Origin of the sequence: Spinactinospora alkalitolerans (assembly GCF_013408795.1) — a bacterium.
Lineage (GTDB): Bacteria > Actinomycetota > Actinomycetes > Streptosporangiales > Streptosporangiaceae > Spinactinospora > Spinactinospora alkalitolerans.
In genome coordinates, this window is record NZ_JACCCC010000001.1 from 2,262,996 (window position 1) to 2,287,061 (window position 24,066).

General features: G+C 71.9%; 19 protein-coding genes. 15 read left to right on the plus strand and 4 right to left on the minus strand.

The genetic code is table 11. The annotated features are described in order from the left end of the window. Positions 1-64: 64 nt before the first annotated feature. Both HDA32_RS09975 and HDA32_RS09980 read left to right on the plus strand, forming a co-directional pair. Positions 65-826: an SDR family NAD(P)-dependent oxidoreductase gene (locus HDA32_RS09975; RefSeq protein WP_179642921.1), complete on the plus strand. Its 762-nt coding sequence runs from the start codon at positions 65-67 to the stop codon at positions 824-826. Between the two features lie 337 nt (positions 827-1,163). After that, positions 1,164-1,547, plus strand: a complete 384-nt coding sequence (locus HDA32_RS09980; RefSeq protein ID WP_179642922.1) for a helix-turn-helix domain-containing protein — start codon at positions 1,164-1,166, stop codon at positions 1,545-1,547. Positions 1,548-1,665: 118 nt separating this feature from the next. Here the strand turns inward: HDA32_RS09980 and HDA32_RS09985 are convergent, their stop codons facing one another. Beyond that, complete coding sequence (locus tag HDA32_RS09985; protein ID WP_246334832.1) at positions 1,666-3,375, minus strand: AAA family ATPase; 1,710 nt, start codon at positions 3,373-3,375, stop codon at positions 1,666-1,668. 269 nt (positions 3,376-3,644) lie between these two features. Beyond that, complete coding sequence (locus tag HDA32_RS09990) at positions 3,645-4,601, minus strand: aldo/keto reductase (protein ID WP_179642924.1); 957 nt, start codon at positions 4,599-4,601, stop codon at positions 3,645-3,647. 399 nt (positions 4,602-5,000) lie between these two features. Between HDA32_RS09990 and HDA32_RS09995 the strand changes: the two genes are divergently transcribed. The 5 genes from HDA32_RS09995 (at position 5,001) to HDA32_RS10015 (ending at position 8,685) form a co-directional block, all read left to right on the plus strand. Beyond that, positions 5,001-6,134 (plus strand): undecaprenyl-diphosphate phosphatase, encoded by a 1,134-nt coding sequence (locus tag HDA32_RS09995; RefSeq protein WP_179642925.1) that lies wholly within the window; start codon positions 5,001-5,003, stop codon positions 6,132-6,134. An 83-nt stretch (positions 6,135-6,217) separates the two neighbouring features. Then, on the plus strand, positions 6,218-6,988 hold the full coding sequence (locus HDA32_RS10000; protein ID WP_179642926.1) for a histidine phosphatase family protein: 771 nt from the start codon (positions 6,218-6,220) through the stop codon (positions 6,986-6,988). Positions 6,989-7,012: 24 nt separating this feature from the next. Beyond that, entirely contained in the window at positions 7,013-7,609 is a 597-nt protein-coding gene (locus HDA32_RS10005; RefSeq protein ID WP_179642927.1) for an Rv2134c family protein, read from the plus strand. Between the two features lie 111 nt (positions 7,610-7,720). Further along, the gene (locus HDA32_RS10010) at positions 7,721-8,464 is read left to right on the plus strand and encodes an Rv2133c family protein (protein ID WP_179642928.1); all 744 of its coding nucleotides are present in this window, start codon (positions 7,721-7,723) and stop codon (positions 8,462-8,464) included. A gap of 65 nt (positions 8,465-8,529) precedes the next feature. Beyond that, on the plus strand, positions 8,530-8,685 hold the full coding sequence (locus HDA32_RS10015; protein ID WP_179642929.1) for a hypothetical protein: 156 nt from the start codon (positions 8,530-8,532) through the stop codon (positions 8,683-8,685). A gap of 84 nt (positions 8,686-8,769) precedes the next feature. On the opposite strand, the gene HDA32_RS10020 is transcribed toward HDA32_RS10015, so the two are convergent. Further along, positions 8,770-11,208 (minus strand): HAD-IC family P-type ATPase, encoded by a 2,439-nt coding sequence (locus HDA32_RS10020; RefSeq protein WP_179642930.1) that lies wholly within the window; start codon positions 11,206-11,208, stop codon positions 8,770-8,772. A 536-nt stretch (positions 11,209-11,744) separates the two neighbouring features. On the opposite strand from HDA32_RS10020, the gene HDA32_RS10025 reads away from it, so the two are divergent. The 3 genes from HDA32_RS10025 (at position 11,745) to HDA32_RS10035 (ending at position 13,954) form a co-directional block, all read left to right on the plus strand. Further along, on the plus strand, positions 11,745-11,981 hold the full coding sequence (locus tag HDA32_RS10025) for a hypothetical protein (RefSeq protein ID WP_179642931.1): 237 nt from the start codon (positions 11,745-11,747) through the stop codon (positions 11,979-11,981). 103 nt (positions 11,982-12,084) lie between these two features. Then, positions 12,085-13,311, plus strand: coding sequence for a cysteine--1-D-myo-inosityl 2-amino-2-deoxy-alpha-D-glucopyranoside ligase (mshC, locus tag HDA32_RS10030; RefSeq protein WP_179642932.1), 1,227 nt, complete (start codon positions 12,085-12,087; stop codon positions 13,309-13,311). 226 nt (positions 13,312-13,537) lie between these two features. Then, positions 13,538-13,954, plus strand: a complete 417-nt coding sequence (locus tag HDA32_RS10035) for an ABATE domain-containing protein (protein WP_179642933.1) — start codon at positions 13,538-13,540, stop codon at positions 13,952-13,954. Positions 13,955-14,013: 59 nt separating this feature from the next. Here HDA32_RS10035 and HDA32_RS10040 read toward each other — a convergent pair whose 3' ends face one another. Then, complete coding sequence (locus tag HDA32_RS10040) at positions 14,014-14,859, minus strand: PAC2 family protein (protein ID WP_179642934.1); 846 nt, start codon at positions 14,857-14,859, stop codon at positions 14,014-14,016. Between the two features lie 482 nt (positions 14,860-15,341). Here HDA32_RS10040 and metH point away from each other — a divergent pair, with 482 nt between their 5' ends. The 5 genes from metH (at position 15,342) to HDA32_RS10065 (ending at position 24,065) form a co-directional block, all read left to right on the plus strand. After that, positions 15,342-18,809, plus strand: coding sequence for a methionine synthase (gene metH, locus HDA32_RS10045; RefSeq protein ID WP_179642935.1), 3,468 nt, complete (start codon positions 15,342-15,344; stop codon positions 18,807-18,809). Continuing rightward, positions 18,806-19,516 (plus strand): HAD family hydrolase, encoded by a 711-nt coding sequence (locus tag HDA32_RS10050; protein ID WP_179642936.1) that lies wholly within the window; start codon positions 18,806-18,808, stop codon positions 19,514-19,516. Before metH ends, HDA32_RS10050 begins: the two co-directional genes overlap by 4 nt. Before the next feature lie 578 nt (positions 19,517-20,094). Beyond that, positions 20,095-21,855 carry an ABC transporter substrate-binding protein gene (locus HDA32_RS10055; protein ID WP_312863119.1) on the plus strand — a complete coding sequence of 587 codons (1,761 nt, stop codon included), beginning with the start codon at positions 20,095-20,097 and terminating at the stop codon, positions 21,853-21,855. Between the two features lie 134 nt (positions 21,856-21,989). Then, entirely contained in the window at positions 21,990-22,502 is a 513-nt protein-coding gene (locus HDA32_RS10060; RefSeq protein WP_246334284.1) for a cellulose synthase, read from the plus strand. A gap of 537 nt (positions 22,503-23,039) precedes the next feature. Further along, positions 23,040-24,065, plus strand: a complete 1,026-nt coding sequence (locus tag HDA32_RS10065; RefSeq protein ID WP_179642938.1) for an ABC transporter permease — start codon at positions 23,040-23,042, stop codon at positions 24,063-24,065. Position 24,066 lies beyond the last annotated feature (1 nt).

Consider the following 24,066-nt stretch of genomic DNA (forward strand, 5'->3'; position numbering starts at 1 on the left):
CGATGCGGGCCGCCGCGGTCCGTTCCGCGGTCGTCGCATCAGGTCGCATCAGGGGGGAGAGCACATGGATCTCGGACTCGACGGAGCCAAGGTCGTGGTCACCGGCGCGAGCCGCGGCATCGGCCGGGCGATCGCGCAGACCTTCGCCGAGGAGGGGGCCGACCTGGCCATCTGCGCCCGCTCGCCCGAGCCGCTGCGGCAGGCGGCCGACGAGCTGCGCGGCACCGGCCGCACCGTCCTCGCCGAGGCGGTCGACGTCGCCGACCCCGATGCGCTGCACCGCTTCGTGGAGCGCGCGGCCGTGGAGCTCGCAGGCATCGACGTGCTGGTCTCCAACGTCTCCGGCGGCGGCAGCGCCACCGAGGACCAGTGGGAGCGCAACTTCGCCACCGACCTGATGCCGTTCGTGCGGATGACCGAGATCGCCGAACCCTACCTGTCGGTCTCGGAGCTGGGCGGCTCCGTCGTGCTGATCTCCACCACCTCGGCGCTGCACACCGGCGCGCCGTCAGGGCCGAAGGCCTACGGCCCGATCAAGGCGGCCCTGAACCACTACGCGGCCTCGCTGGCGCGCACCCTGCCCCAGAAGGGGATCCGGGTCAACACGGTCTCGCCCGGCCCCATCGAGTTCGAGGGCGGCGGCTGGGACCGGCGCCGCGAGAGCGACCCCGAGTTCTACGAGAGCATCCGCGCCCGGATCCCGTGCGGCCGCCTGGGCCGCCCCGAGGAGGTCGCCAACGCGGTGGCCTTCCTGGCCAGCCCGGCCGCCTCCTTCATCACCGGAACCAACGTGGTCGTGGACGGCGGCTTCGTGGACCGGATTTAGGGCTTTCCTGAAGGAGACCTAAAAGCACCTTCTTTTGTCTAGTGAGTTAGACACTTGACTGTCTATCTCACTAGACTTGTCGTATGGCCAACGGTACTCGAAGTGCTCGACAGGTCTTGGCCGCGGTTCGCACACATGCGCGGCGAAAAGGGTGGATCGTTCGACGCCTGCCCAAACGAGGCAAGGGCTCGCATGAGATATGGGGGCGTCATCGATCCGGTGAGAGGTGAACTCGGCCGGGTGTGTTGACCGGGCATCCCGGTCAAATGACACAGACGGTCACTCGTTCGTGCGAGGACGCCCTGGAACCGCTCTTCGGGAAGGGGTGGCTGGACAAATGACGACTTTCCGGGTGGGCGTCACCCGCGAGGACGGACGCTGGGTGGCGGTTGTCGACGGACTGCGCGGCGGGGCGACGGAGACGCGGACATTGATCAACCTCGAAATTGAGGTCCGTGACCTGATCTCGGGTCTCACCGATGCCGAGCCCGATTCCTTCTCCTTGGAGTGGCACTGGGAGGAGGCCGTGGGAAGCGACTCGGCCGCGGCCATGGCCGAGTTCACCGAGCTGCGAAAGCAGTTGGAGGAGACGAAGGCCGGTTACGAGCGTGCTCAGCGCAAGGCAGTCGTGAGCCTTCGGAAGCAAGGTGTGTCCGTCCGCGACGCCGCCCGACTGCTGGGGTTGTCGTTCCAGCGTGTCCAGCAGCTCGACAAGACATAAGAGCGCAAAACCCGGCTCGCCCACCGTCCGGAAGGTCGCCGGGTCCACTTCACGCGGCTACTGCCACACACAGGTCCATTGCGAATGACAGAAGGACCTGCATCGAGCCTTTTCGGGCTCACCCCTCCCTCAGCACCTCCGCCAGGCGGGTGTGCCTGGTGATCGCCGGGACCTCGCGTACGGCCCGGGCCAGGGCCGGGCCGGCCGCGTGCACGATCGAGAGGTGGCGCTCGGCGCGGGTGAGCGCCGTGTAGACCTGGGGCCGCGACCCCTTGGTCTCCGGCGGGAACACCGCGACGACGGCGGGCCAGACGCCGCCGTGGGCCGCGGCGACCGGGATCGCCCAGCCCGGGCGCAGGTGGCCCGGATCGCCGACCGTGACCGCGGTCCCGTCGGCCAGCTCCACTACGGCGCCGTCGTCGCCGGCCTCGCGCAGCAGGCCGGTGTCGCCCGGCGCGTAGCCGGGGCCGTGCCCGCCCAGCAGCACGCGGTCGCCGGGGTCGAGGCCGTTGAGCGCCCCCGGACCGGGGTTGAGCCGGGCCTTGCACGCGCCGTTCACCGCGTCGGCTCCGGCCTCGCCGCCGCGTGTCGCGGTGATGATCTGCACGTCGTCGGCCGGGATCCGCAGCGCGCGCGGGATGGAGTCGGTGATGAGCTGCACCGCCCGGTGCGCGGCCTCGCCCGCCGAGTCGGCCGGGACCACCACGACCTCCCTGCCCGGCGCCTCGACCTGCTCCAATTCGCCCTCCGCGACCCCGCCGGCCAGCCGGGCGAGCGGGCCGGGCGGGTCGCCGGGCAGCGCCGCCACCGCGACCGTGCGCGAGGCGATCAGGTCGGTGACCACCTGCCCCGGCGCCGCCGAGGGGGCCTGGGCCGGATCGGCCACGAGGACGAGGTGGGTGCCGTCGGCGCAGGCGTCGACCAGTGCGGCGGCGGTCTCCACGTCCAGCGCCATGGCCTCGGTGACGACGACCAGACCGGCCTCGACGGGGCGCTCGGCGCCGCGGCCGTAGACGCCCGGGCCGTGCGACTCCAGCAGGGCGGCGACGGAGGCGACGTCGACCTCGGCGCCGACCGCGGCGAGCCGTTCGCGCAGCGCCGCCGCTCCGCGCGCCGTGGGCGCGGCCACCGCGACGCCGACCTCGCTGTCGGCCGCGATCGCGGCGGCGTAGGAGACCGCCTCGGCCACGCCGCCGGCCGCCCCGGGGCCGTGGGTGAGCACGCACACCCCGCGCAGCGCCACCGTGACCAGGGCGGCGGCGATCTCCGGGACGAGCGGGCGGCCCAGTCGCCGCGCCGCCTCCTCGACCGTCTCCGCGGCGGTCGCCGAGTCCATGATCGGTTCGCTGGTGCCCGACAGCCGGACCAGGCCCTCGCCGAGGTCCTGCTCGGCCAGGCCGATGCGGGCCAGGGCGAAGAACCGCTCGGGGTCGGGCATCTCCGGCACGGCGTCGCCGTCGAAGTCGTCGTCGGAGTCGGGCATGACCTCGAACACCAGCACGTCGCCGTCGTCCAGGGCCGCCGTCATCGCGGGCTCGGTCGAGCGCACCCCCAGCGAGCGCAGCGCCCCGGCCAGGCGGGTCTGGTCGATGGCGGTGTGGCCGTCGCGGGTGGCGCGGCGCAGCAGGTGCCCGACCAGCGCCCGGCCCCGGCGCGGGTCGTCGGCGCTCGCGGCGTCGCCGAGCAGCCGGCGCGCGCAGTAGTCGGCCTGCTCGGGCGTGACCCCCGGCAGCACGAGCAGCCGCCACGGATCGTCGCCGAGCTGTTCGGCCGCGCCCGGCCCGAGTGCGCCGACGAGCCCTTCGGCGAGGTGAGCGGAGGCGCCCATCCGGGCGAGCACGGCACGGACCCGTTCGACCGCGTCGGTACCTCCCGGCTGCGCCGCGGCATCGGGCAACGGCGACGATGACGGGTCGACCACGAAGTGAACCTCTCCTCGGCGACTGCTCCGGCCCGGGCGCACCGCACGCGCGGGCGCCACGTGTGGTGAGCTTAGCGATCCCGCGGCGATCCGGCGCCACGGCCGGCTCGGCCTGGGGACGTCTTCCCTCCCCCGCAGATCCCGCGGGATCGGCGGAGAACACCTACCACTACGTTCTACTGCGTCGGGGAGGAGGCGTCGTCGAGGGCCTCGCGGATCTCGCGGGGCAGGACCACCCCCTCGGCGGAGAGGACGCCGCCGAGCTGGGCGGCGGTGCGCGGGCCCACGGTGGTGGTCGCGACGTTGGGGTGGTCGCGCACCCAGCTCAGGGCCACGGCGAGGGGGGAGACGCCCAGGCCGTCGGCCGCGGTGCACACCGACTCCACGACGCGCCTGCTGCGCTCGTCGAAGTAGGGCTCGACGTAGGGCGCCATGTGCGGCAGCGCGGCGCGGGAGTCGCTGGGGACGCCGTTGCGGTACTTGGCCGTCAGCACCCCCCGGCCCAGCGGGGACCACGCGATGAGTCCGGCGCCGCAGTCGGCCACCGCGGGGAGCTGGTCGATCTCGGCCCGCCGGTTCAGCAGCGAGTACTCCGCGCCGAGGGAGACGATCGGGGAGCGGCCGGCCGCCTGCCCCGCCCGCTGCCAGGTGGCGTACTTGGCGAACTGCCACGCGGCCAGGTCGCCGACGCCGACGTAGCGGACCCGGCCCGAGGCCACCGCGGCGTCCACCGCCGCGAGCGTCTCCTCCACCGGGGTCTCGGGGTCGTGGACGTGCAACTGCCACAGGTCGATGTGGTCGATCTGCATCCGGCGCAGCGAGGCGTCCAGCGTGGCCAGCAGGTGTCTGCGGGAGGTGTCGCAGGGCCGGTGCCGCTCCGGGGTGTGCCCGACCTTCGTGGCGATGATCACATCGTCGCGCCGTACGACGGTGCGCAGCAGTCGGCCGACGATGCGCTCGCTGTGGCCGCCGGTGTAGATATCGGCGGTGTCGATAAGGGTGCCGCCGGCGTCCACAAACGCGGCGAGCTGGTCGGCGGCCTCCTCCTCCTCGGTGTCCTTGCCCCAGGTCATGGTGCCCAGAGCGGTCCGAGAGACCCACAGGCCCGACCCACCCACCTGTCGCTGTTCCATGGCGCGGAGAGTACCGCCTCCCGGTGTCGGCGGCGTTGTGACGGGCGGAAAACGTGCCGGCGGAGCAGGGCGCGGGACAGCGAGCACCGTCCGTCGACGCGCACCGCGCGCACCGGCGGCCCGCGCCCCGTCGCGGCGGGAAACGCCTGGGGCTGCCGGAGCGGGCGGGCACGGAGTAAGCTGCCGGGGTCCGCCCCCTAACTCGTCGAGCCGGTGCCGCGCGCCCCCTCGAGGTATGTCCAGCCCTATCTCGAATCCTCCGCCCAGGACCGCTGCGCCGCCGCGAGGGCGACCGGTCGGCTGGGAGCCGCCGTGGGCGCCGGCCGATCCGGCCGCGCGGTCCCCCGTCCCCGGCACGACCGCCGCCACAGCAACGACCAGCCAGGAGTCACTTCCGCCGTGTCCATCTTCGAGGCCATCATCCTTGGACTTGTCCAGGGATTGACCGAGTTTCTGCCGATCTCCTCCAGCGGCCACCTGCGGGTCGTCGCCGCCTTCTCCGGCTGGCCCGACCCCGGTGCGGCGTTCACCGCGGTCAGCCAGATCGGCACCGAGCTCGCCGTCCTGATCTACTTCCGCAAGGACGTCTGGAACATCCTCTCCACCTGGTTCCGGTCCCTGGGCAACAAGGAACTGCGGCGCAACATCGACGCCCGGATGGGCTGGTACATCATCATCGGGTCCATCCCGATCGGCGTGGCCGGGCTGCTGTTCGAGGAGCAGATCGCCGCTCCCTTCCGCGATCTGCGGCTGATCGCGCTCACCCTGATCGTCTTCGGCGTCCTGCTGGGCATCGTCGACCGCTACGCCCGCAAGCACCGCGAGCTGACCGACCTCAACGTGCAGCGCGGCGTCGTCTACGGCCTGTTCCAGATGCTGGCGCTGATCCCGGGCGTCTCGCGCTCCGGCGCCACGGTCACCGGCGGCATGCTGCTGGGCTTCAAGCGCGAGGCCGCGGCCCGCTACGCCTTCCTGCTGGCCATGCCGGCCGTGTTCGCCTCCGGCGTCTACAAGCTCAAGGACATCGGCGGCGACCAGTACGCCGGCGCGGCCGCCACGATCATCGGCACCGTGGTCGCCTTCTTCGTCGGCTACGCGGTCATCGCCTGGTTCATGCGCTTCATCTCCACCAACAGCTTCATGCCGTTCGTCTACTACCGCATCGCCCTGGGCATCCTGATCCTGACGCTGGTGAGCTTCCGGGTGCTCGACCCCCAAGGCGGGGCGGAGGCCGAGGCCGCCTCCGGCGCCCGAGAGACCGTCCAGGAGGCGGAGTCCGAGTCCTCCGAGAGCCCCGAGCCCTCGCCCTCGGCCGAGCCCAGCCCGTCGGCGAGCGTGGACCCGGATACGGGCTGGCCCATCGACGCCGAGACCGGGCTGGCCAGGGACCCCGAGACCGGGCAGCACAAGGACCCGGTCACCGGTGAGCTCGTGCAGATCGACCCCGGCACCGGGCTGCCGATCGACCCCTACACGGGCCGGCCCTACGATCCCGCGGTCGTCCACGGCGAGCAGACCCCCGCCGCCGGATAGGGCCCTCCACGGCGCGGCGCCGCGCTCCGGACCGGCTCTCCTCCATCGCGGTCCGGACCGATCCTTTACTAGGGTTGGCTGCCATGGCCATCCAACCGAAGGAGCCGGTGCCGGAGCGCGGCGCCGCCACCCTGCTGCTGGTCCGGCACGGACTCACCGCGGTGACGGGGAGCACGCTGGCCGGCTGGACCCCGGGAATCCACCTCGACGAGCGCGGCCGCGCGCAGGCCAAGGACGCGGCGGAGCGCCTGGCCGGACTGGACCTCGCGGCGATCGTGTCGAGCCCGCTGGAGCGCTGCCGCGAGACGGCCGAGGTGATCGCCCAGGCCCGCTCCGGCGGCCCCGATGCCGTCGTCGACGACCGGTTCGGCGAGTGCCGCTACGGCGACTGGACCGGTCGCCCGCTCAAGGAACTGGCCGCGGAACCGCTGTGGAGGGTCGTGCAGGCCCACCCCAGCGCCGCGCGCTTCCCCGGCGGGGAGAGCCTCGCCGAGACCTCCGCCAGGGCCGTCGCGGCCGTGCGGGACTGGAACGACCGGCTGCTCGCCGAGCACCGCGACCCCGTCTACCTGGTGTGCAGCCACGGCGACGTGATCAAGGCGATCGTGGCCGACGCGCTCGGCCTGCACCTGGACCAGTTCCAGCGCATCCAGGCCGACCCCTGCTCGATCACCGCCATCCGCTACACCCCGACGCGCGCGTTCCTGCTGCGCCTCAACGACGTCGGCGAGTCCGCGGCGGGCCTGGCCCCGGCCCCGGGCGAGGCCTCCGGCGACGCCACCGTGGGCGGTGGAGCGGGAGCCCCCGCGCCCGGCGCCGCGCGGGAGACCGGAGCCGGTGAATCGCCACGGTAACCATGATCCTCTAGGGTGCTAGGCATGCCCGTGTTCCAATACGACCCTCCCGAGCGATTCGTGGCCGGCACCGTGGGCCAGCCGGGAGAGCGCACATTCTTTCTGCAGGCCACCGGTGGTGGCCGGATCACCAGCGTCGTGCTGGAGAAGGCCCAGGTGGCCGCGCTCGCCGAGCGCGTGGAGGAGCTCCTGGAGGAGGTCCGGCAGCGCTTCGGGGAACAGACGGGCGAGCCGACCGAGCAGGACGAGATCGACGACGCGCCCCTGGAGCAGCCGATCGAGGAGGACTTCCGCGTCGGCACCATGGCGCTGGCCTGGGACGCCGACTCCGGGCGCGTCATCATCGAGGCCCAGCAGTTGGACGAGAGCGCCGCCGAGGGCGAGGGCGAGGGCGAGGCCGAGGCCGAGGGCGAGGAGATCGAGGTCTTCGCCGAGGACGTGCCCGAGGCCCGCGACGTGCTGCGCGTGCACCTCACCCCCTCGGCCGCGCGGGCCTTCGCCGGCCGGGCGATGAAGGTCGTCGCGGCCGGCCGGCCCAACTGCCCGCTGTGCGGGCAGCCGCTCGATCCGAACGGGCACATCTGCCCGCGCCAGAACGGCTACAAGCCCATAGGGCTGTAGCCGAGGGGCCGCTCCGCGCGCCTGCGCACACCCGGCCGCGCGGTGCGCGGCCGATGGGCGACCATGGTGGGGGCGCGCCGGCGGATCCGGCCGGCCGACATTGGGGGTGTCATGACCGCGTCGTTCGATCGCCGCACGGCGACCGATGCCCTGGCGCTGCTGCGCACCGGTGAGCTGACGATGGTGGGGCGCCTGACCGACGCCTCCAACATCACCCTCTACTGCACGGTCGCCACCGACACCGCCGAAGCCGCCTGCGTCTACAAGCCCGTGGCGGGGGAGCGCCCGCTCTGGGACTTCCCCGACGGCACGCTGGCCGGCCGCGAGATCGCGGCCCACGCGATCTCCGAGGCGCTGGGCTGGGCCATCGTGCCGCCCACCGTGTACCGCGACGGCCCCTACGGCGAAGGCATGGTGCAGCTCTGGGTGAACGGCGATGAAGCGGTCGACCTCGTCGCCCTCTCGCGCGACCGCGGCCACGCCGGCCTGCGCCGGATGGCCGTCTTCGACGCCGTCATCAACAACTCCGACCGCAAGATCGGGCACCTGCTGCCGGTCCCCGACGGCCACCTCTACGGCTGCGACCACGGCGTCTCCTTCGCCGAGGACTACAAGCTGCGCACGGTGCTGTGGCAGTGGCAGGGCGAACCGCTGCCGGCGGAGGTCCCGGCGGCGCTGGCGGCGATGCGCGACCGGCTGCTGGACCCCGGTGACCCCTTGTCGGTCGAACTCGCCGCCCACCTCACCGAGGCCGAGCGCTACGCCCTCCGCAGCCGGGTGCAGATCCTGTGCGAGCACGGGGTGCACCCCTATCCCTCCCCCGACTGGCCCTCCGTCCCCTGGCCGCCGATCTGAAATCCGAGGCCGCGAAGTCAACGGTTCGGCGAGTCGACGTCAATCGATGTCCCGCAGGTCTCCCTGTGATCGAGCGTGCCCGGCAGGGCCGCGGTCAGCGCGCAGCGGTGGCCGCGCGAGAGGTCTCGCTCGGCTTCTTCGCGCTGGAGCCCGACCACCGGACTCGCGCCGGCGCTGACACCGCGGCCTTTCACGTCGCCGGCGCGCTGACGACAGCCTGATCCCGCAGGCTCCGGCCGGGGAGCTCTGGACCTTCATGTTCCTTGGCGACCGTCACCCGGCCCTGAACTTCGCGGCATTGGATTTCAGCGCTCAGCCCCCTCCTTGCGGCGGACGAGGCGGTCGTCCACCAGGCGGACGACGGTGATCAGCGCGGCGGCGACGGCGGCGACGGCGAGCGCGGTGGCCACCTTGGCCGGATCACTGACGTCGAGCGCGAAGAAGGCCCGGCCGACGGGGGTCAGCATGGCGGTGAGCAGCAGGCCGACCATCGCCGCGACGAGACCCGCCTTCCACCACACGTAGGGCTTGGCCACCAGCAGCAGCACCCACAGCGTGGTCGCGCACAGGGTGATGACGACCGCGGTGCGGTCGGTGAGTTCGGGCGTCGCCGCACCGTCCAGCACCATCAGGTAGGTGGTGATCGCGGCCGCGCCGCTGATCAGTCCCGCGGGAACGGCCAGGCGCAGGGTGCGGGAGACGAAGCCGGGGCGGGCGCGCTCGACGTTGGGGGCCAGCGCGAGGAAGAACGAGGGGATGCCGAAGGTGACCGCGTTGATGAGGGTCGCGTGGCGCGGGAAGAAGGGGTAGGCCACGGCCAGCACGCCGACGATGCCGGCCATCGTCATCGAGTAGACGGTCTTGGTCAGGAAGAGGTTGGCGACCCGCTCGATGTTGCCGATGACGCGCCGGCCCTCGGCCACGACGTGCGGGAGGGTGGCGAACCTGTTGTCCAGCAGCACGATCTGGGCGACCGAGCGGGAGGCGGGGCTGCCGGAGCCCATGGCGACGCCGATGTCGGCCTCCTTCAGCGCCAGCACGTCGTTGACGCCGTCACCGGTCATCGCCACCGTGCGCCCGCGCTCGCGCAGGCCGCGCACCATCGACCGCTTGCGTTCGGGGGAGACCCGGCCGAAGACCGAGCCCCCGTCCACCGCCTCGGCGAGGCGTTCGTCGTCCTCGGGCAGGTCGCGGGCGTCGGCGGGGGAGTGCGCCCCGGGCAGCTCCAGTTCTCGGGCGACCGCGCCGACCGAGGTCGCGTTGTCGCCCGAGACGACCTTGACCTCGACGTCCTGGTCGGCGAAGTAGCGCAGCGTGTCGGGGGCGTCGGCGCGGATCCGCTGGTCCAGCACGATCAGCGCCACCGGGGTCACGGGGCCGGGGGCGCCGGCGGAGTCGACCCGCTCCTCCCCCCGGCCCAGCAGCAGGACGCGCAGGCCCCGCGCGCCGATCAGCTCGGCCTGCTCGGCCGCCGGGCTCTCCTGGGCGGCGAGCACGTCGGGGGCGCCGATCACCCAGTGCCGCTCCCCTTCGGGCGTGCCGAAGCTCGCGCCGCTCCACTTGCGCGCGGAGGAGAACGCCGCCACCGCGGTGACCGGCCACGGGGGGACGGCGGGGTGGGCCTCGGCGACGGCCGCCATGCTCGGGTTCGGGTGCGGGTCGGCGCAGGCCAGCGCGGCCAGGACGGTGTCGACCGGGTGCGCGCCGTCGTCGCCGTCCAGCGCGAGCACCTCGGTGACGCGCATGCCGTCCTCGGTGAGGGTCCCGGTCTTGTCGGTGCACACGACGTCGACGCGGGCCAGCCCCTCGATCGCGGGCAGCTCCTGCACCAGGCAGTGGCGGCGGCCCAGCCGCACCACGCCGACGGCGTAGGCGATGCTGATCAGCAGGACCAGCCCCTCGGGGATCATGGACACCAGCGCCGCGACCATCCCGCGCAGCGCGTCGGCCAGCGGGCCGGAGACGGTGCCGCCCAGGGACTCCTCCATGGTTACGGTGCCGCCGAGGAACAACTGGCTGTAGACGAGCAGCGCGCCGACGGGGAAGAGCGCCCAGGTGATGAACTTCAGGATCCGGTTGACGCCGGAGCGCAGCTCGGAGTGGACCAGGGAGAACCGGCTGGCCTCCTCGGCCAGCCGCGCGGCGTAGGCCGCGCGGCCGACCTCGGTCGCGCGGAACCTGCCGCTGCCCGCGACGGCGAAGCTGCCCGACATGATCCTGTCGCCCGGCCGCTTCAGCACCGGATCGGCCTCGCCGGTGAGCAGCGACTCGTCGACCTCCAGGCCGGCGGCCGAGACGACCACGCCGTCCACGACGGCCTGCCCGCCCTGGACGAACTCGATGACGTCGTCGATGACCACGTCCTGGGTGGCGACCTCGACCACCTCGCCGTCGCGCAGCACCCGGGGGCGGACGGCGTTGACGATCGCCAACCGGTCCAGCGTGCGCTTGGCCCGCAGCTCCTGCACGATGCCGATCAGCGTGTTGAACACGATGACCAGCGCGAACAGTCCGTCCTGCACGGGGCCGATGACCGCGATGATGGCGAACAGCACGGCGACCATGGCGTTGATCCGGGTGAACAGGTTGGCCCGGACGATCTGGCCGATCGTCCGGCTCGCCCTGACGGGGACGTCGTTGGTCCGGCCCGCGGCGACGCGGTCGGCGACCTCCGCGGCCGTCAGGCCGCGCACCTCGTCGAGGACGGGTGCTCCGGCGAGCATCGGTTCACCTTGCTGGGGCATCCGTTCTCCATATCGTGTCCGTCCGGGGCGACCGGGAAGGGGCCTCTCGGCGGTCGGTCGGGGCAGGCGAGCCCGCGCCGCCGCGGTGGGAGCCGCGCGGCGGCGGCGCGCACGTGCCGAGCCTAAGGGAGCGCGGACCGCCGCCGCGGCGATGCCCGCACCACACGCCGGGGTGTGTCCGCACTCCACTCCCTCTGCGGAAAACCACAGACGCCGTGTCGCGGACGGCTTTTATCCGGCTCTTATGTCGCGACTCTCTCGGGTGATGCGGCCGCCGCCGACACGGTCGCGGCCCGATTCCGCCGGTCAAGGCGGTACGGCGGCCGGACCAGCCGAAGGCGGCGACGGAGATCCGATGCCGGGACGCGTCCGGCGGCACGCGGTGCCGATCGCCACGCCCCCTCCGGCGTAAACCGCAGGAAGATCGCACACGTCTATTTGAGGCCGATCCGGAAATGGGACGGCTGATCGCATCGTGTGCACCGTCGCGGCCGTATCCGCGTGGGTCGTGCGGGGTAAGGAACTGCGAGTCCAACGTGCTCAATCGACGACTGCGCCGGCGCGGAACCGGCGGACGAGACGGCCCGGAGCGTTCCGCGGCAGGGCCGTGCTGGGAGCCCGCCTCCTACTGGCTGCTGTACGTCGTCGCGCTGGCCGCCGCGCTGTGGCACTGGCGCTACGGCAACGACGTGCTGGCGGTGCTGTGCGTGCTGGCGGTGCTGTTCAGCGTCAGGCTGATCACCACGCGCAAGCGCCCCCGGCGCGGCCTGTGACGCCGGCATCGGCGTGCGGCGGCCCGCCCCGGAGGGGGATTCGTCTCATCCGGAGGCCTCCCCGCAGGGGGAAACCGCCGAGATGGGCGGATAGTCTCTTGGTATGCGTTCTTGGTCTGCGCCCGACATCGTCCGCCTGCCCGGAAGCGGCGGGCCGCTCCGCGTCCACGACACCGTCACCGGCGCCCTGCGCACCACGAGTCCCGGGCCGACCGCGCGAATGTATGTCTGCGGCATCACGCCCTACGACGCCGCCCACCTCGGCCACGCCTTCACCTACCTGACGTTCGACCTGGTCAACCGGGTGTGGTGGGACGCGGGCCACGACGTCGACTACGTGCAGAACACCACCGACATCGACGATCCGCTGCTGGAGCGCGCCGACTCCAACGAGGAGGACTGGCGCGCGCTGGCCGAACGCGAGATCCAGGTCTTCCGCGACGACATGACGGCGCTGCGCATCCTGCCGCCGCGCGCCTACGTGGGCGTCGTCGAGTCGATCGACCTCATCGTGGAGTTCATCGAGCGCATCCGCGAGCGCGGCGCGGCCTACGAGCTCGACGGCGACATCTACTTCTCCGCCGCGGCCTCGCAGGGCTTCGGCGAGGTGAGCGGGCTGAACCGCGAGGAGATGCTGGAGCTGTTCGCCGAACGCGGCGGCGACCCCGGGCGCAGCGGCAAGAAGGACCCGCTGGACTGGCTGCTGTGGCGGGCCGAGCGTCCCGGCGAACCCGCCTGGGACACCTCGCTGGGCCGCGGCCGGCCGGGCTGGCACGTCGAGTGCAGCGCCATCTCGCTGCGCGAGCTCGGCATGGGCTTCGACCTCAACGGCGGCGGTGACGACCTGGTCTTCCCGCACCACGAGATGGGCGCGGCCGAGGCGCGCTGCGCCACCGGCACCCGCCCGCACGCCCAGAACTACATGCACGTCGGCATGGTCGGCCTGGACGGCGAGAAGATGTCGAAGTCCCGCGGCAACCTGGTGTTCGTCTCCGGGCTGCGCGCCGAGGGCGTCGACCCGATGGCGGTGCGCCTGGCCATGCTGGGCCACCACTACCGCACGGCCTGGGAGTGGACCGACGCCGAGCTCGCCGGCGGGGTCGAGCGCCTGGAGCTGTGGCGGTCCGCGGCTGCGCTGCCGGCCGGCCCCGACGCGATGCCGCTACTGGAGCGGGTCCGCGCCGCGCTGGCCGATGACCTCGACACCGCCACCGCCCTCGCCGAGGTCGACGCCTGGGCCCGCACCGCGCTGCCGGCCGGATCCGGTGACCCCGCGGCCCCGGCCCTCATGCGCGACACCGTCGACACCCTGCTGGGGGTCCGGCTCTAGGATCGCGGGCCCCGGCCCTTCGACGGCCGGGCGGCGGTTATCCGCTGTCCTCGGCCACCGGGGGTCTTCGACCTCAGCCGAAGGAGGGATCCGCACGCCTCTCCGTCCTGGGGCGGGCCTTACCAACCCCCTGGGGCCGGGGCCTCCTTCGGCTCCCCACGACCGTGGCCCCGACCGGACTGGCGAAATGTCATCGAGCGGTGGCCTTCCGTGGTGAGATAGAGCCATGGCAACCCCTACCACGAAGAGCACCGCAGCGGCTCTCATCCACGCCTTCATCGTCACCGGCGACGCGCTCGGCGACCGGGCCGATCTCGCCCGGTTCCTGCGCGAGCAGCGACTCGTCCCCGAAGGCGCGATTCCCATCACGCTCGCCGACTTCGACGAGGCCGTCGCGCTGCGCGACGGTCTGCGCGCCCAATTGGACCAGGCGGCGGGGCGGCCCGCCGACACAGAGGCGATCGCCCGGGGGCAGCGGATCCTGGACGGCCTGCGGGTGACGGTGCGCATCGCCCCCGGCGACGCCGGGCTGTCGCCGCTGGCGCCGGCCGTCGTCGACGAGGTCCGCCGCGGCCTGGCCCGGATCGCCGGAGCCTGGGCTGCGGTCCTGGCGACGGGGGAGTGGCGCGAGATCCGTCGGTGACGGCGGCGGCCGGGAGCGGCGCCGCCCCCGGCCGCCGCTCGCGCGGTGCCGGGGCGGCGCTATCCCCGGCCGCGGCGCTTGAGGTAGCGCTCGAACTCCCTGGCGATGGCCTCGCCGGTGGCTTCGGGGAGTTCGGCGGCGTCCTTGGCCTCCTCCAGGCTGCGGACGTAGCCGGCGATGTCGGAGTCCTCCGAGGCGAGCTCGTTGACGCCGTGCTCCCAGGCGCGGGCCTCCTCGGGCAGGTCGCCCAGCGGCACGGTGACGTCGAGGATGTCCTCGACCCTGCGCAGCAGCGACAGGGTGCCCTTGGGGCACGGCGGCTGCGCGACGTAGTGCGGCACGGCGGCCCACAGCGAGACCGTCTCCAGGCCCGCGGAGCCGAAGACCTCCTGCAGCACGCCGAGGATGCCCGTGGGCCCCTCGTAGGTCGTCGGTTCCAGGTGCAGCCTGCGTCCCAGCTCCGGCGGCGAGGCCACGCTGGTCACCGGCACCGGCCGGGTGTGCGGGGCGTCGGCCAGCAGCGCGCCCAGCAGGATGACCCTGCGCACGCCCAGCTCGCGGGCCACCGCCAGCAGGTCGCTGCAGAAGCCGCGCCAGCGCATGTTGGGTTCGGTCCCGCGCACCAGCACGATGTCGTGCCCGCCGCCGCGGGGCCGGGCCACCGAGACCTTGGTGGTGGGCCACTGGATCCTGCGGCTCTCGCCGTCCAGCGTCTCCACGCGGGGGCGCGAGACCTGGAAGTCGTAGTAGTCGTCGGATTCGAGGGAGAGCAGTTCGTCGGTGTCCCAGGCCGCGGCCAGGTGTTCGATGACGGCGCTGGCCGCCTCGCCGGCGTCGTTCCAGCCTTCGAACGCGGCCACCATCACGGGCTCGACGAGCTCAGGAACGCTGTCGAGCTCAGGCACAGGCCGCCTCCTCACATTCCGGATTCCCGGCCTCGGGCCCTCCGGTCGACAACACCAACACTGACGCGGTCTCCAGCCCTACCATGATCGCCCGCCGCGAGGACAGCGAAATGCCGTCGCGGTGGCCGAAGCGGGCTCGGCCGGACAGGACCACCCTATGTCCTATGCCCCACGGGCCGCAGAGGGCGCCGGGCAAGTGTCGGGCGGCCCACCGCACGGGGCTGGGCGCGGCCGCGCCGACCGGATCGCTGTACATCACCCTGGGCACAACAGCGCGGCGCCGCATGTTGTTCCGCCGTGCCGCGCCGACCAGCGGGGCCGGGGCGGGGGAGAGGCGGCCGGGCGCGCGCCGGCCGTGCGCTATCGTCGGGCCGGGCCGGATCCGGACACGACCGCGCCGACCACCGCTCTCTTCGCCGGGGCGATCCTCTGCGCCGCCCGCCTCCGACGGGGCCGGTCCCCTGACACTACAGTTAAGGATTATGAGTTCTCGACTCTCCTTCCGGGATGCCCTCGCACAACGCGTCATCGTGGCCGACGGGGCGATGGGCACCATGCTGCAGGTACACGACCTCGGTCTGGACGATTTTCAAGGGCACGAAGGCTGTAACGAGATCCTCAACGTCACTCGCCCTGATGTGGTGCGGTCCACGCACGCCGCATTCTTCGACGTGGGCGTCGACTGCGTCGAGACCAACACCTTCGGCGCGAACTTCGGAAACCTCGGCGAATACGACATCGTCGAGCGGACCTACGAGCTGGCCGAGTCCGGCGCCCGACTGGCCAAGGAGGTCGCCGACGAGTACTCCTCGGCCGACCACCCCCGCTACGTGCTCGGCTCGGTCGGCCCCGGCACGAAGCTGCCCACGCTCGGCCACGCGCACTTCACCACGCTGCGCGACTACTACGAGCAGTGCGCCAAGGGCCTGATCGACGGCGGGGCCGACGCCATTCTGATCGAGACCTGCCAGGACCTGCTGCAGACCAAGGCCGCCGTCGTCGGCGCGCAGCGGGCGCGCCGCGCGGCGGGCTCCGGCATCACGATCATCGCGCAGGTCACCATCGAGACGACCGGCACGATGCTGATCGGCTCGGAGATCGGTGCGGCGCTGACCGCGCTGGAGCCGCTGGGCATCGACGTGATCGGGTTGAACTGCGCCACCGGCCCCGCGGAGATGAGCGAGCACCTGCGCTACCTCTCCCAGCACGCCCGGGTGCCCATCTCCTGCATGCCCAACGCCGGCCTGCCCGAGCTCGGCACGGACGGCGCGGTCTACCCGCTGCAGCCGCACGAACTGGCCGACGCCCACGACACCTTCACCGGCGAGTTCGGGCTGTCCCTGGCCGGAGGGTGCTGCGGCACCACCCCCGAGCACCTGCGCCAGGTCGTCGAGCGCGTGTCCGGGCGCGGCGTGAAGAACCGCACCCCCCGCACCGAGGCCGCCGCGGCCTCGGTGTACCAGAGCGTGCCGTTCCGCCAGGACACCAGCTACCTCGCCATCGGCGAGCGGACCAACGCCAACGGCTCCAAGCTGTTCCGCGAGGCCATGGTCGCGGAGCGCTACGACGACTGCATCGAGATCGCCCGCGACCAGATCCGCGACGGCGCCCACCTGCTCGACCTCAACGTCGACTACGTCGGCCGCGACGGCGCGCGCGACATGCGGGAGCTGGCCTCCCGGCTGGCCACAGCTTCCACCCTGCCGCTGATGCTCGACTCCACCGAGCCCGACGTCCTGCAGGCCGGTCTGGAGATGATCGGCGGGCGCGCCGTGCTCAACTCCGTCAACTACGAGGACGGCGACGCCTCCGGTTCGCGGTTCGACAGGATCGCCTCGCTCGCGGTCGAGCACGGCGCGGCCCTCGTCGCGCTGACCATCGACGAGCAGGGCCAGGCGCGCACCGCCGACAAGAAGGTCGAGATCGCCCAGCGGCTGATCAGCGACCTGGGCGGCAGATACGGCATCCGCGAGTCCGACATCCTCATCGACTGCCTGACCTTCACCATCGCCACCGGTCAGGACGAGTCGCGCCGCGACGCGCTGGAGACCGTCGAGGCGATCCGCGAGCTCAAGCGGCGCCACCCCGACGTGCAGACCACGCTGGGGCTGTCCAACGTCTCCTTCGGCCTCAACCCGGCCGCGCGCATCGTGCTGAACTCGGTGTTCCTGCACGAGTGCGCCGAGGCGGGCCTGGACTCCGCGATCGTGCACGCCTCCAAGATCCTGCCGATGAACCGGATCCCCGAGGAGCAGCGCCAGGTCGCCCTCGACATGGTCTACGACCGGCGCACCGGGGACTACGACCCGCTGCAGAGGTTCCTGGAGCTGTTCGAGGGCGTGGACGCCCAGCAGCTCAAGGCCTCGCGCGCCGAGGAGCTGGCCGCGCTGCCGCTGTGGGACCGGCTGGAGCGGCGCATCATCGACGGCGAGATGGTCGGCATGGAGGCCGACCTCGACGAGGCGCTGACCCAGCGCCCCGCGCTGCAGATCGTCAACGACACGCTGCTGGCCGGGATGAAGGTCGTCGGCGAACTGTTCGGCTCCGGCGAGATGCAGCTGCCCTTCGTGCTGAAGTCGGCCGAGGTCATGAAGGCCGCCGTGGCCCACCTCGAACCGCACATGGAGAAGAGCGACGACGACGGCAAGGGCCGCATCGTGCTCGCCACGGTCAAGGGCGACGTGCACGACATCGGCAAGAACCTCGTCGACATCATCCTGTCCAACAACGGCTACGACGTCGTCAACCTCGGCATCAAGCAGCCGGTGTCGGCGATCATCGAGGCGGCCGAGGAGCAGCGCGCCGACGTCATCGGCATGTCCGGCCTGCTGGTGAAGTCCACGGTGATCATGAAGGAGAACCTGGAGGAGATGGAGTCCCGCGGGCTCTCCGACCGCTTCCCTGTGCTGCTGGGCGGCGCCGCGCTCACCCGCTCCTACGTCGAGCAGGACCTCGCCGAGATGTTCCCCGGGGAGGTCCGCTACGCCCGCGACGCCTTCGAGGGCCTGCGGCTGATGGACGCGTTCATGGCGGTCAAGCGCGGCGTCGAGGGCGCCGAGCTGCCCGCGCTGCGCAAGCGCCGGGTCAAGAGCGCCGCCAAGCTCCAGGTCACCGAGCCCGAGGACATGCCGGAGCGCAGCGACGTGGCCGTCGACAACCGGGTGCCCGAGCCGCCGTTCTGGGGCGACCGCATCAGCAAGGGCGTCCCGCTCGCCGACTACGCCGCCTACCTGGACGAGCGGGCCACGTTCATGGGCCAGTGGGGGCTCAAGGGCTCGCGCGGCGGCGGCCCGAGCTACGAGGAGCTGGTCGAGACCGAGGGCCGGCCGCGCATGCGCATGTGGCTGGACCGGATGCAGACCGAGGGCCTGCTGGAGGCGTCCGTCGTCTACGGCTACTACCCCTGCCACAGCGAGGGCGACGACCTCGTGGTGCTCGACGACGACGGCTCCGAGCGCACCCGCTTCACCTTCCCCCGGCAGCGGCGCGACCGGCACCTGTGCCTGGCCGACTACTTCCGCCCGAAGTCCTCGGGCGAGACCGACGTGGTGGCCTTCCAGGTCGTCACGGTCGGCAGCGCGATCAGCAAGGCCACCCAGGAGCTGTTCGAGAAGAACGCCTACCGCGACTACCTGGAGCTGCACGGCCTCTCGGTGCAGCTCACCGAGGCGCTGGCGGAGTACTGGCACACGCGGGTACGCGCCGAGCTGGGCTTCGCCGGGGACGACCCCGCGGAGCTGGAGGCGTTCTTCAAACTGGGCTACCGGGGCGCGCGGTTCTCGCTGGGCTACGGCGCCTGCCCGAACCTGGAGGACCGCGCGAAGATCATGCGGCTGCTGGAACCCGAGCGGGTCGGTGTGACGTTGTCCGAAGAGTTCCAACTTGTTCCCGAACAGGCCACCGACGCGATCGTCATCCATCACCCCGAGGCGAAATACTTCAACGCATGACCTTCACCGATCCTTCCGTCGCCGCGCCCCCCGTCCCGGACGACACCGCCCTGCAGGCGGTGCTGTTCGACATGGACGGCACGCTGATCGACACCGAGGGCATGTGGATGGCCGCCGAGAGCGAGGTGGTCGCCGAGCTCGGCGGGGTCTGGACGGTCGAGGACCAGCGGGCCAACATCGGCGGGTCGGCGCAGACCGCCGCGGCCTACATCGTCGAGCTGACCGGGGCGCCGATCGGGCCCGATGAGGTCATGGCGATGCTGGCGGCGTCCATGCGCCGCCGCCTGGCCGCCGGCCCCGAGCTGATGCCCGGGGCGAAGAGGCTGCTGACCCAGGTCAGCGAGTCCGGCCTGCCGAAGGCGCTGGTGACCTCCACGCACCGTCCGCTGCTGGAGGTCTCGATCACCGCGATCGGCGCCGAGCACTTCGACCTCACCGTGGCCGGCGACGAGGTCGAACGGAACAAGCCGCACCCCGAGCCCTACCTGAAGGCCGCCCGGCTGCTGGGCGTGGACCCGGCCCGCTGCGTGGTGCTGGAGGACTCCCCGGCCGGCGTCGCCGCCGCCGGGGCCGCCGGCTGCGTCACGGTGGCGGTTCCGCACCTGGTGCCGGTCGAACCGGCGCCGCGGCGCGTCGTGCTCGACTCCCTGGAGGAGGTCGACCTGGACCGGCTGCGGCGGCTGGCCGCGGAGTCCGGCGCCGCCTGATCGAGCTTTGACCGCCGCGTTCGCGGGTCGGGGTGAGATTCCCAGGGCTCGGACCTGCTGTGCCGCCGGCGCTGCGCGCACTGCGACAGCCGGCCCCTGTGCGAACCCGATCGTCAAACATCAGTGAGGCGGCCGCTCACCGCCTGTTCGGAAGGCTGCCGCGAGAGTGCGGGCCCATTGGGTCCGCACTCTCGCTGTTTCGCTCATCCGGCGGCCCGCGGGTCGGCCGGACGGCGAGGGGAGCCGGTCAGGGCCGCGCTCTTCCGGCAGCCCTGGCCGGTGGCGGCACGCGGCGGGCGGGGCTGCGGGGGTGCAAAGACCGGTAAATCAATCCCTTTTACCGGAATTTCGGGCGAATAGGCTTTCCGTCACGATTCGGTCTCACCCCGTAAAAGCGGGCGCAGTGCAATAGAGTGCCGCATGAGCTGACCGAGCGTCATTCGCCCGGTCGGGTCGGTGACCGCGCCTCGCCTGGCGGCGACTTCGTGGGATGACCGGATCCGGCGCGCGCAGCGCGGCGGCACCGGCGTCCGCGGGAATTCGCCCCGCCCCGGACCCCCATGAGAAAGGGGATAAAAGTGAACAAACGAGCGTTGTCGTTCGCCGCGGTGGGTACCGCGGCGATGCTGCTTCTGGGCGCCTGCGGCGGCGGCGGTGACGGAGGCGGGGACACCGCGGGGGGTGAGTTCAACCAGGGGGTCGCCGAGGTGGTCAACCCCTCCGACCAGACCGGCGGCACGCTGCGCTACGCGATCGCGGCCAACATCGAGAGCACCGACCCCGGCAACACCTACTACGGCTACGTCTGGAACTTCAGCCGGTACTACGCGCGCACGCTCTACACCTACGCGGCCTCGCCCGGCGAGGCCGGCCGGGAGGTCGTCCCCGACCTCGCGGCGGACCTGCCCGAGGTCAGCGAGGACGGCACGACCTGGACCGTCCGGCTCAAGGAGGGGCTGAAGTACGAGGACGGCTCCGAGATCGTCGCCGAGGACGTCAAGTACGCGATCGCCCGGGCCAACTTCGGCGACCAGGCGCTGCCCAACGGCCCCAAGTACTACCAGCAGCTGCTCGACGACAGCGACGACTACGAGGGCCCCTACACCGACGCCGATGACCCGCTGGCCGGCTTCGACGGCATCGAGACCCCGGACGACCACACGCTGGTCTTCCACCTCAAGGAGCCGTTCGTCGACTTCACCTACGTGATGGTCCAGCCGCAGAGCGCGCCCGTGCCCGCGGAGGCCGACCAGGGCGAGCGCTACCAGACCCAGGTGGTCTCCTCCGGGCCCTACAAGTTCGAGGGCGAGTGGAACCCCGGCAACGGGATCACCCTGGTGCGCAACGAGGAGTGGGACCCCGAATCCGACCCGATCCGCAGGGCGCTGCCGGACCGGGTCACCGTCGAGGAGGGCGTCGACCAGAACGAGATCGACCAGCGCCTGGCCAACGGCGAGCTCGACGTCGACCTGGGCGGCACCGGCCTGGGCCCGGCGATGAAGGGCCAGGCGGTCCCCGACGAGGAGACCAGGGTCCACCTCGACAACCCCGAGACCAGCGCGCACTACTTCGTCAACCTCAACGTCCACGTGGAGCCGCTGGACGACCGGGCGTGCCGGCAGGCGGTGCAGTACGCGGTCGACCGCAACGCCGTCCAGCGGGCCTGGGGCGGCGACATCGGCGGCACCATCGCCACCCAGGTGCTGCCGCCGGCGGTCGACGGCGCCGACCCCGACCTCGACCTCTACCCCTCGGAGAACAACGAGGGCGACATCGACAAGGCCGGGGAGAAGCTGGAGGAGTGCGGCCAGGAGGACGGCTTCTCCACCAATCTCGGGGTCCGCTCGGACCGGCCGGCCGAGGTCGCGGCCGCCGAGGCGCTGCAGCAGGCGCTGGCCCGCGCCGACATCGACGTCGACATCGAGCAGTTCCCCTCCGACACCTTCACCAACACCCAGGCGGGTTCGCCGGACTTCGTGCACGACAACGAGCTCGGCCTCAACATCTACGGCTGGATGCCCGACTGGCCCAGCGGCTACGGCTACATGAGCCAGATCCTCGACGGCGACTCCATCAAGGAGGCCGGCAACTCCAACATCTCCGAGTTCGACGACCCCGAGGTCAACGAGCTCTTCGACGAGGTGGTCACGGTCGAGGACCCGGCCGGGCAGGCCGAGATCTACGCCCGGATCGACGAGATGGTCATGGAGGAGGCGGTGATCGTGCCGATGATCTTCCAGAAGTCGGTGCTGTACCGGCCGGAGAACCTGACCAACGTCTACTTCAACCCGAGCTGGAAGATGTACGACTACATGGCGCTGGGGACCACCCGCGAGTAGCCGCGGCGGCGGGAGCCGCGACGAGGACCCGGGGCGGCGGTGCGGGACGCACCGCCGCCCCGGCGCGTCCCCGATCCGTCCACTAGGGGAGTCGCCCGATGGCCGGATCCGCTGCGGAGTGCGAGACTGGGGGCATGCCGACACAGATCCCGTTCGAAGGTCCGATGCTGGGAGCGGCCCTCACGGTCGTGGGGCTGATCATTTCCTGGGTGGTGTGGCGCCGCAGGGGCGCCGCGGCCGGGCTGCGCGGGGTGGCCTGGTCGCTGCTGCCCCTGGCCGCGGGGCTGATGGGGCTGATGACGATCCTGTGGCGGCTGGTCGCCGACCTCGTCGGCTTCTTCGTCGGCATGGTGTTCAACCCGGTGGTGTGGGCCGGCGTGGCCGTCGCGGGCCTGGCCGTGGTGCTGTGGGTGGTCTCCGGGGTCATGCGGGCGCGCAACATCGGCGTCACCGACCGCGGCGGCCGCAAACGGCGCGGGTCCGCCGACGCCGCGGGCGCGACCGATCAGGCCGGCGAAGCCGGTGCGGCGGGCGGCCGTCCGCAGGTGGGCGCGCCCGCGCCGAAGCCGGAGAAGAAGTCCTCGGGCGGGGGCGACGACGACTTCAGCGACATCGAAGAGCTGCTGCGCAAGCGCGGCATCGGCTGACCTCCTCGCGGGTCCGGCCGTAAGCCCGACTGAACACCCGCCCCTACCGCCGGTTCGGCATCGCGCCGCCCGTCCCCGTGGACGGGCGGCGCCGCCGTGTCCGGGCCCGCGGTGCGCGCCCCGTAACGAATCGCCCCGTCCTGGCGCGCCTGTGGGCACTCGGCCGATCGATCATGCACACTCTGTCGCGAACGCTTCTCGGTGAGTCGCCTTTCTCGTAAGTGACGGGAATATCAGGCTCGCGTCACAATTGGGCCACAACCTGGCGAATTGGACGAACGGCAATGTACCGGCGCGTAAATTATCCGTCGTGCGCTACTCGGCGCACGGCGCGCGTTAGCTGTGTTTACCCCGAGCGTTAAGCGGACCGCGATCGCGCGTCCCCGGCGGTGGGAGACCCACCCACCGTCGGTCACGGCTGTCCACCGGAGAGCGCGAAGCGGTTCACGCGCGGTGCCCGGGGCGCCGAACGTCCGGGAGATCCACCGGAGCCAACGCCGCAGCCAAAAGCGGGAGTAGTGGGGGAGTAGTGGTGTCATGACCGCGCCTTTGGACGCACCCGAGTCGGCGCAGCACGCCGAACCAGAGGCGATGACCGAAGGCGTTCGCGGTTCCGCGAACCGGTCCCTGCGCCAGATCGCCTGGCAGCGGCTCAAGCGGGACAAGATCGCCCTGGCCGGCGGGATCGTCGTCATCCTGCTGATCCTGATCGCGATCCTCGCGCCGCTGCTGAGCAAGCTGTTCGGCTACCCGCCCAACGAGTTCCACCAGGACCTCATCGATCCGCTCACCGGCGGCGTGCTGGCCGATCCGAACAACCCCATGGGCGGACTCGACCCCCTCGGCGGCATGAGCGGCGACCACCTGCTCGGCCTCGAACCCGTCAACGGGCGCGACATGTTCAGCCGCATCGTCTACGGCGCGCAGATCTCGCTGCTGGTCGCCTTCGCCGCGACCCTCCTCTGCGTCTTCATCGGCACCGTCCTGGGCATCATCGCGGGCTACTTCGGCGGCTGGGTCGACACCGTCATCAGCCGCGCGATGGACATCTTCCTGGCCTTCCCGCTGCTGCTGTTCGCGATCGCGCTGGCCGGCGTCATCCCCGACGGGGCGTTCGGGCTCAGCGGCAACGGTCTGCGGATCGGCGTGCTGATCTTCATCATCGGGTTCTTCAACTGGCCCTACATCGGCCGGATCGTACGAGGCCAGACGCTCACGCTCAAGGAGCGCGAGTTCGTCGAGGCCGCCCGCAGCCTGGGCGCCAGCAACGCCCACATCCTGTTCCGGGAGCTGCTGCCCAACCTGGTGACGCCGATCCTGGTCTACTCGACGCTGCTGATCCCCACGAACATCCTGTTCGAAGCGGCACTGTCCTTCCTCGGCGTCGGCATCAACCCGCCCACGCCGACCTGGGGCGGCATGCTGTCCGGGTCGCTGCAGTACTACACGACGTCACCGCACTTCGTGCTCATCCCCGGCCTGGCCATCTTCATCACCGTGCTGGCGTTCAACCTGCTCGGCGACGGCCTTCGGGACGCATTCGATCCCCGCTCCTCCGACTAAA

Bases quoted from the DNA above. Each gene is read 5' to 3' on its own strand.
- HDA32_RS09975 (WP_179642921.1), top strand. From the start codon at position 65: ATGGATCTCGGACTCGACGGAGCCAAGGTCGTGGTCACCGGCGCGAGC.
- HDA32_RS09985 (WP_246334832.1), bottom strand. From the start codon at position 3,375: ATGGGCGCCTCCGCTCACCTCGCCGAAGGGCTCGTCGGCGCACTCGGG.
- HDA32_RS10060 (WP_246334284.1), top strand. From the start codon at position 21,990: ATGCCGACACAGATCCCGTTCGAAGGTCCGATGCTGGGAGCGGCCCTC.
- HDA32_RS09990 (WP_179642924.1), bottom strand. From the start codon at position 4,601: ATGGAACAGCGACAGGTGGGTGGGTCGGGCCTGTGGGTCTCTCGGACC.
- mshC (WP_179642932.1), top strand. From the start codon at position 12,085: ATGCGTTCTTGGTCTGCGCCCGACATCGTCCGCCTGCCCGGAAGCGGC.
- HDA32_RS10035 (WP_179642933.1), top strand. From the start codon at position 13,538: ATGGCAACCCCTACCACGAAGAGCACCGCAGCGGCTCTCATCCACGCC.
- metH (WP_179642935.1), top strand. From the start codon at position 15,342: ATGAGTTCTCGACTCTCCTTCCGGGATGCCCTCGCACAACGCGTCATC.
- HDA32_RS10010 (WP_179642928.1), top strand. From the start codon at position 7,721: ATGACCGCGTCGTTCGATCGCCGCACGGCGACCGATGCCCTGGCGCTG.
- HDA32_RS10005 (WP_179642927.1), top strand. From the start codon at position 7,013: ATGCCCGTGTTCCAATACGACCCTCCCGAGCGATTCGTGGCCGGCACC.
- HDA32_RS10020 (WP_179642930.1), bottom strand. From the start codon at position 11,208: ATGCCCCAGCAAGGTGAACCGATGCTCGCCGGAGCACCCGTCCTCGAC.
- HDA32_RS10050 (WP_179642936.1), top strand. From the start codon at position 18,806: ATGACCTTCACCGATCCTTCCGTCGCCGCGCCCCCCGTCCCGGACGAC.
- HDA32_RS10000 (WP_179642926.1), top strand. From the start codon at position 6,218: ATGGCCATCCAACCGAAGGAGCCGGTGCCGGAGCGCGGCGCCGCCACC.
- HDA32_RS09980 (WP_179642922.1), top strand. From the start codon at position 1,164: ATGACGACTTTCCGGGTGGGCGTCACCCGCGAGGACGGACGCTGGGTG.
- HDA32_RS10065 (WP_179642938.1), top strand. From the start codon at position 23,040: ATGACCGCGCCTTTGGACGCACCCGAGTCGGCGCAGCACGCCGAACCA.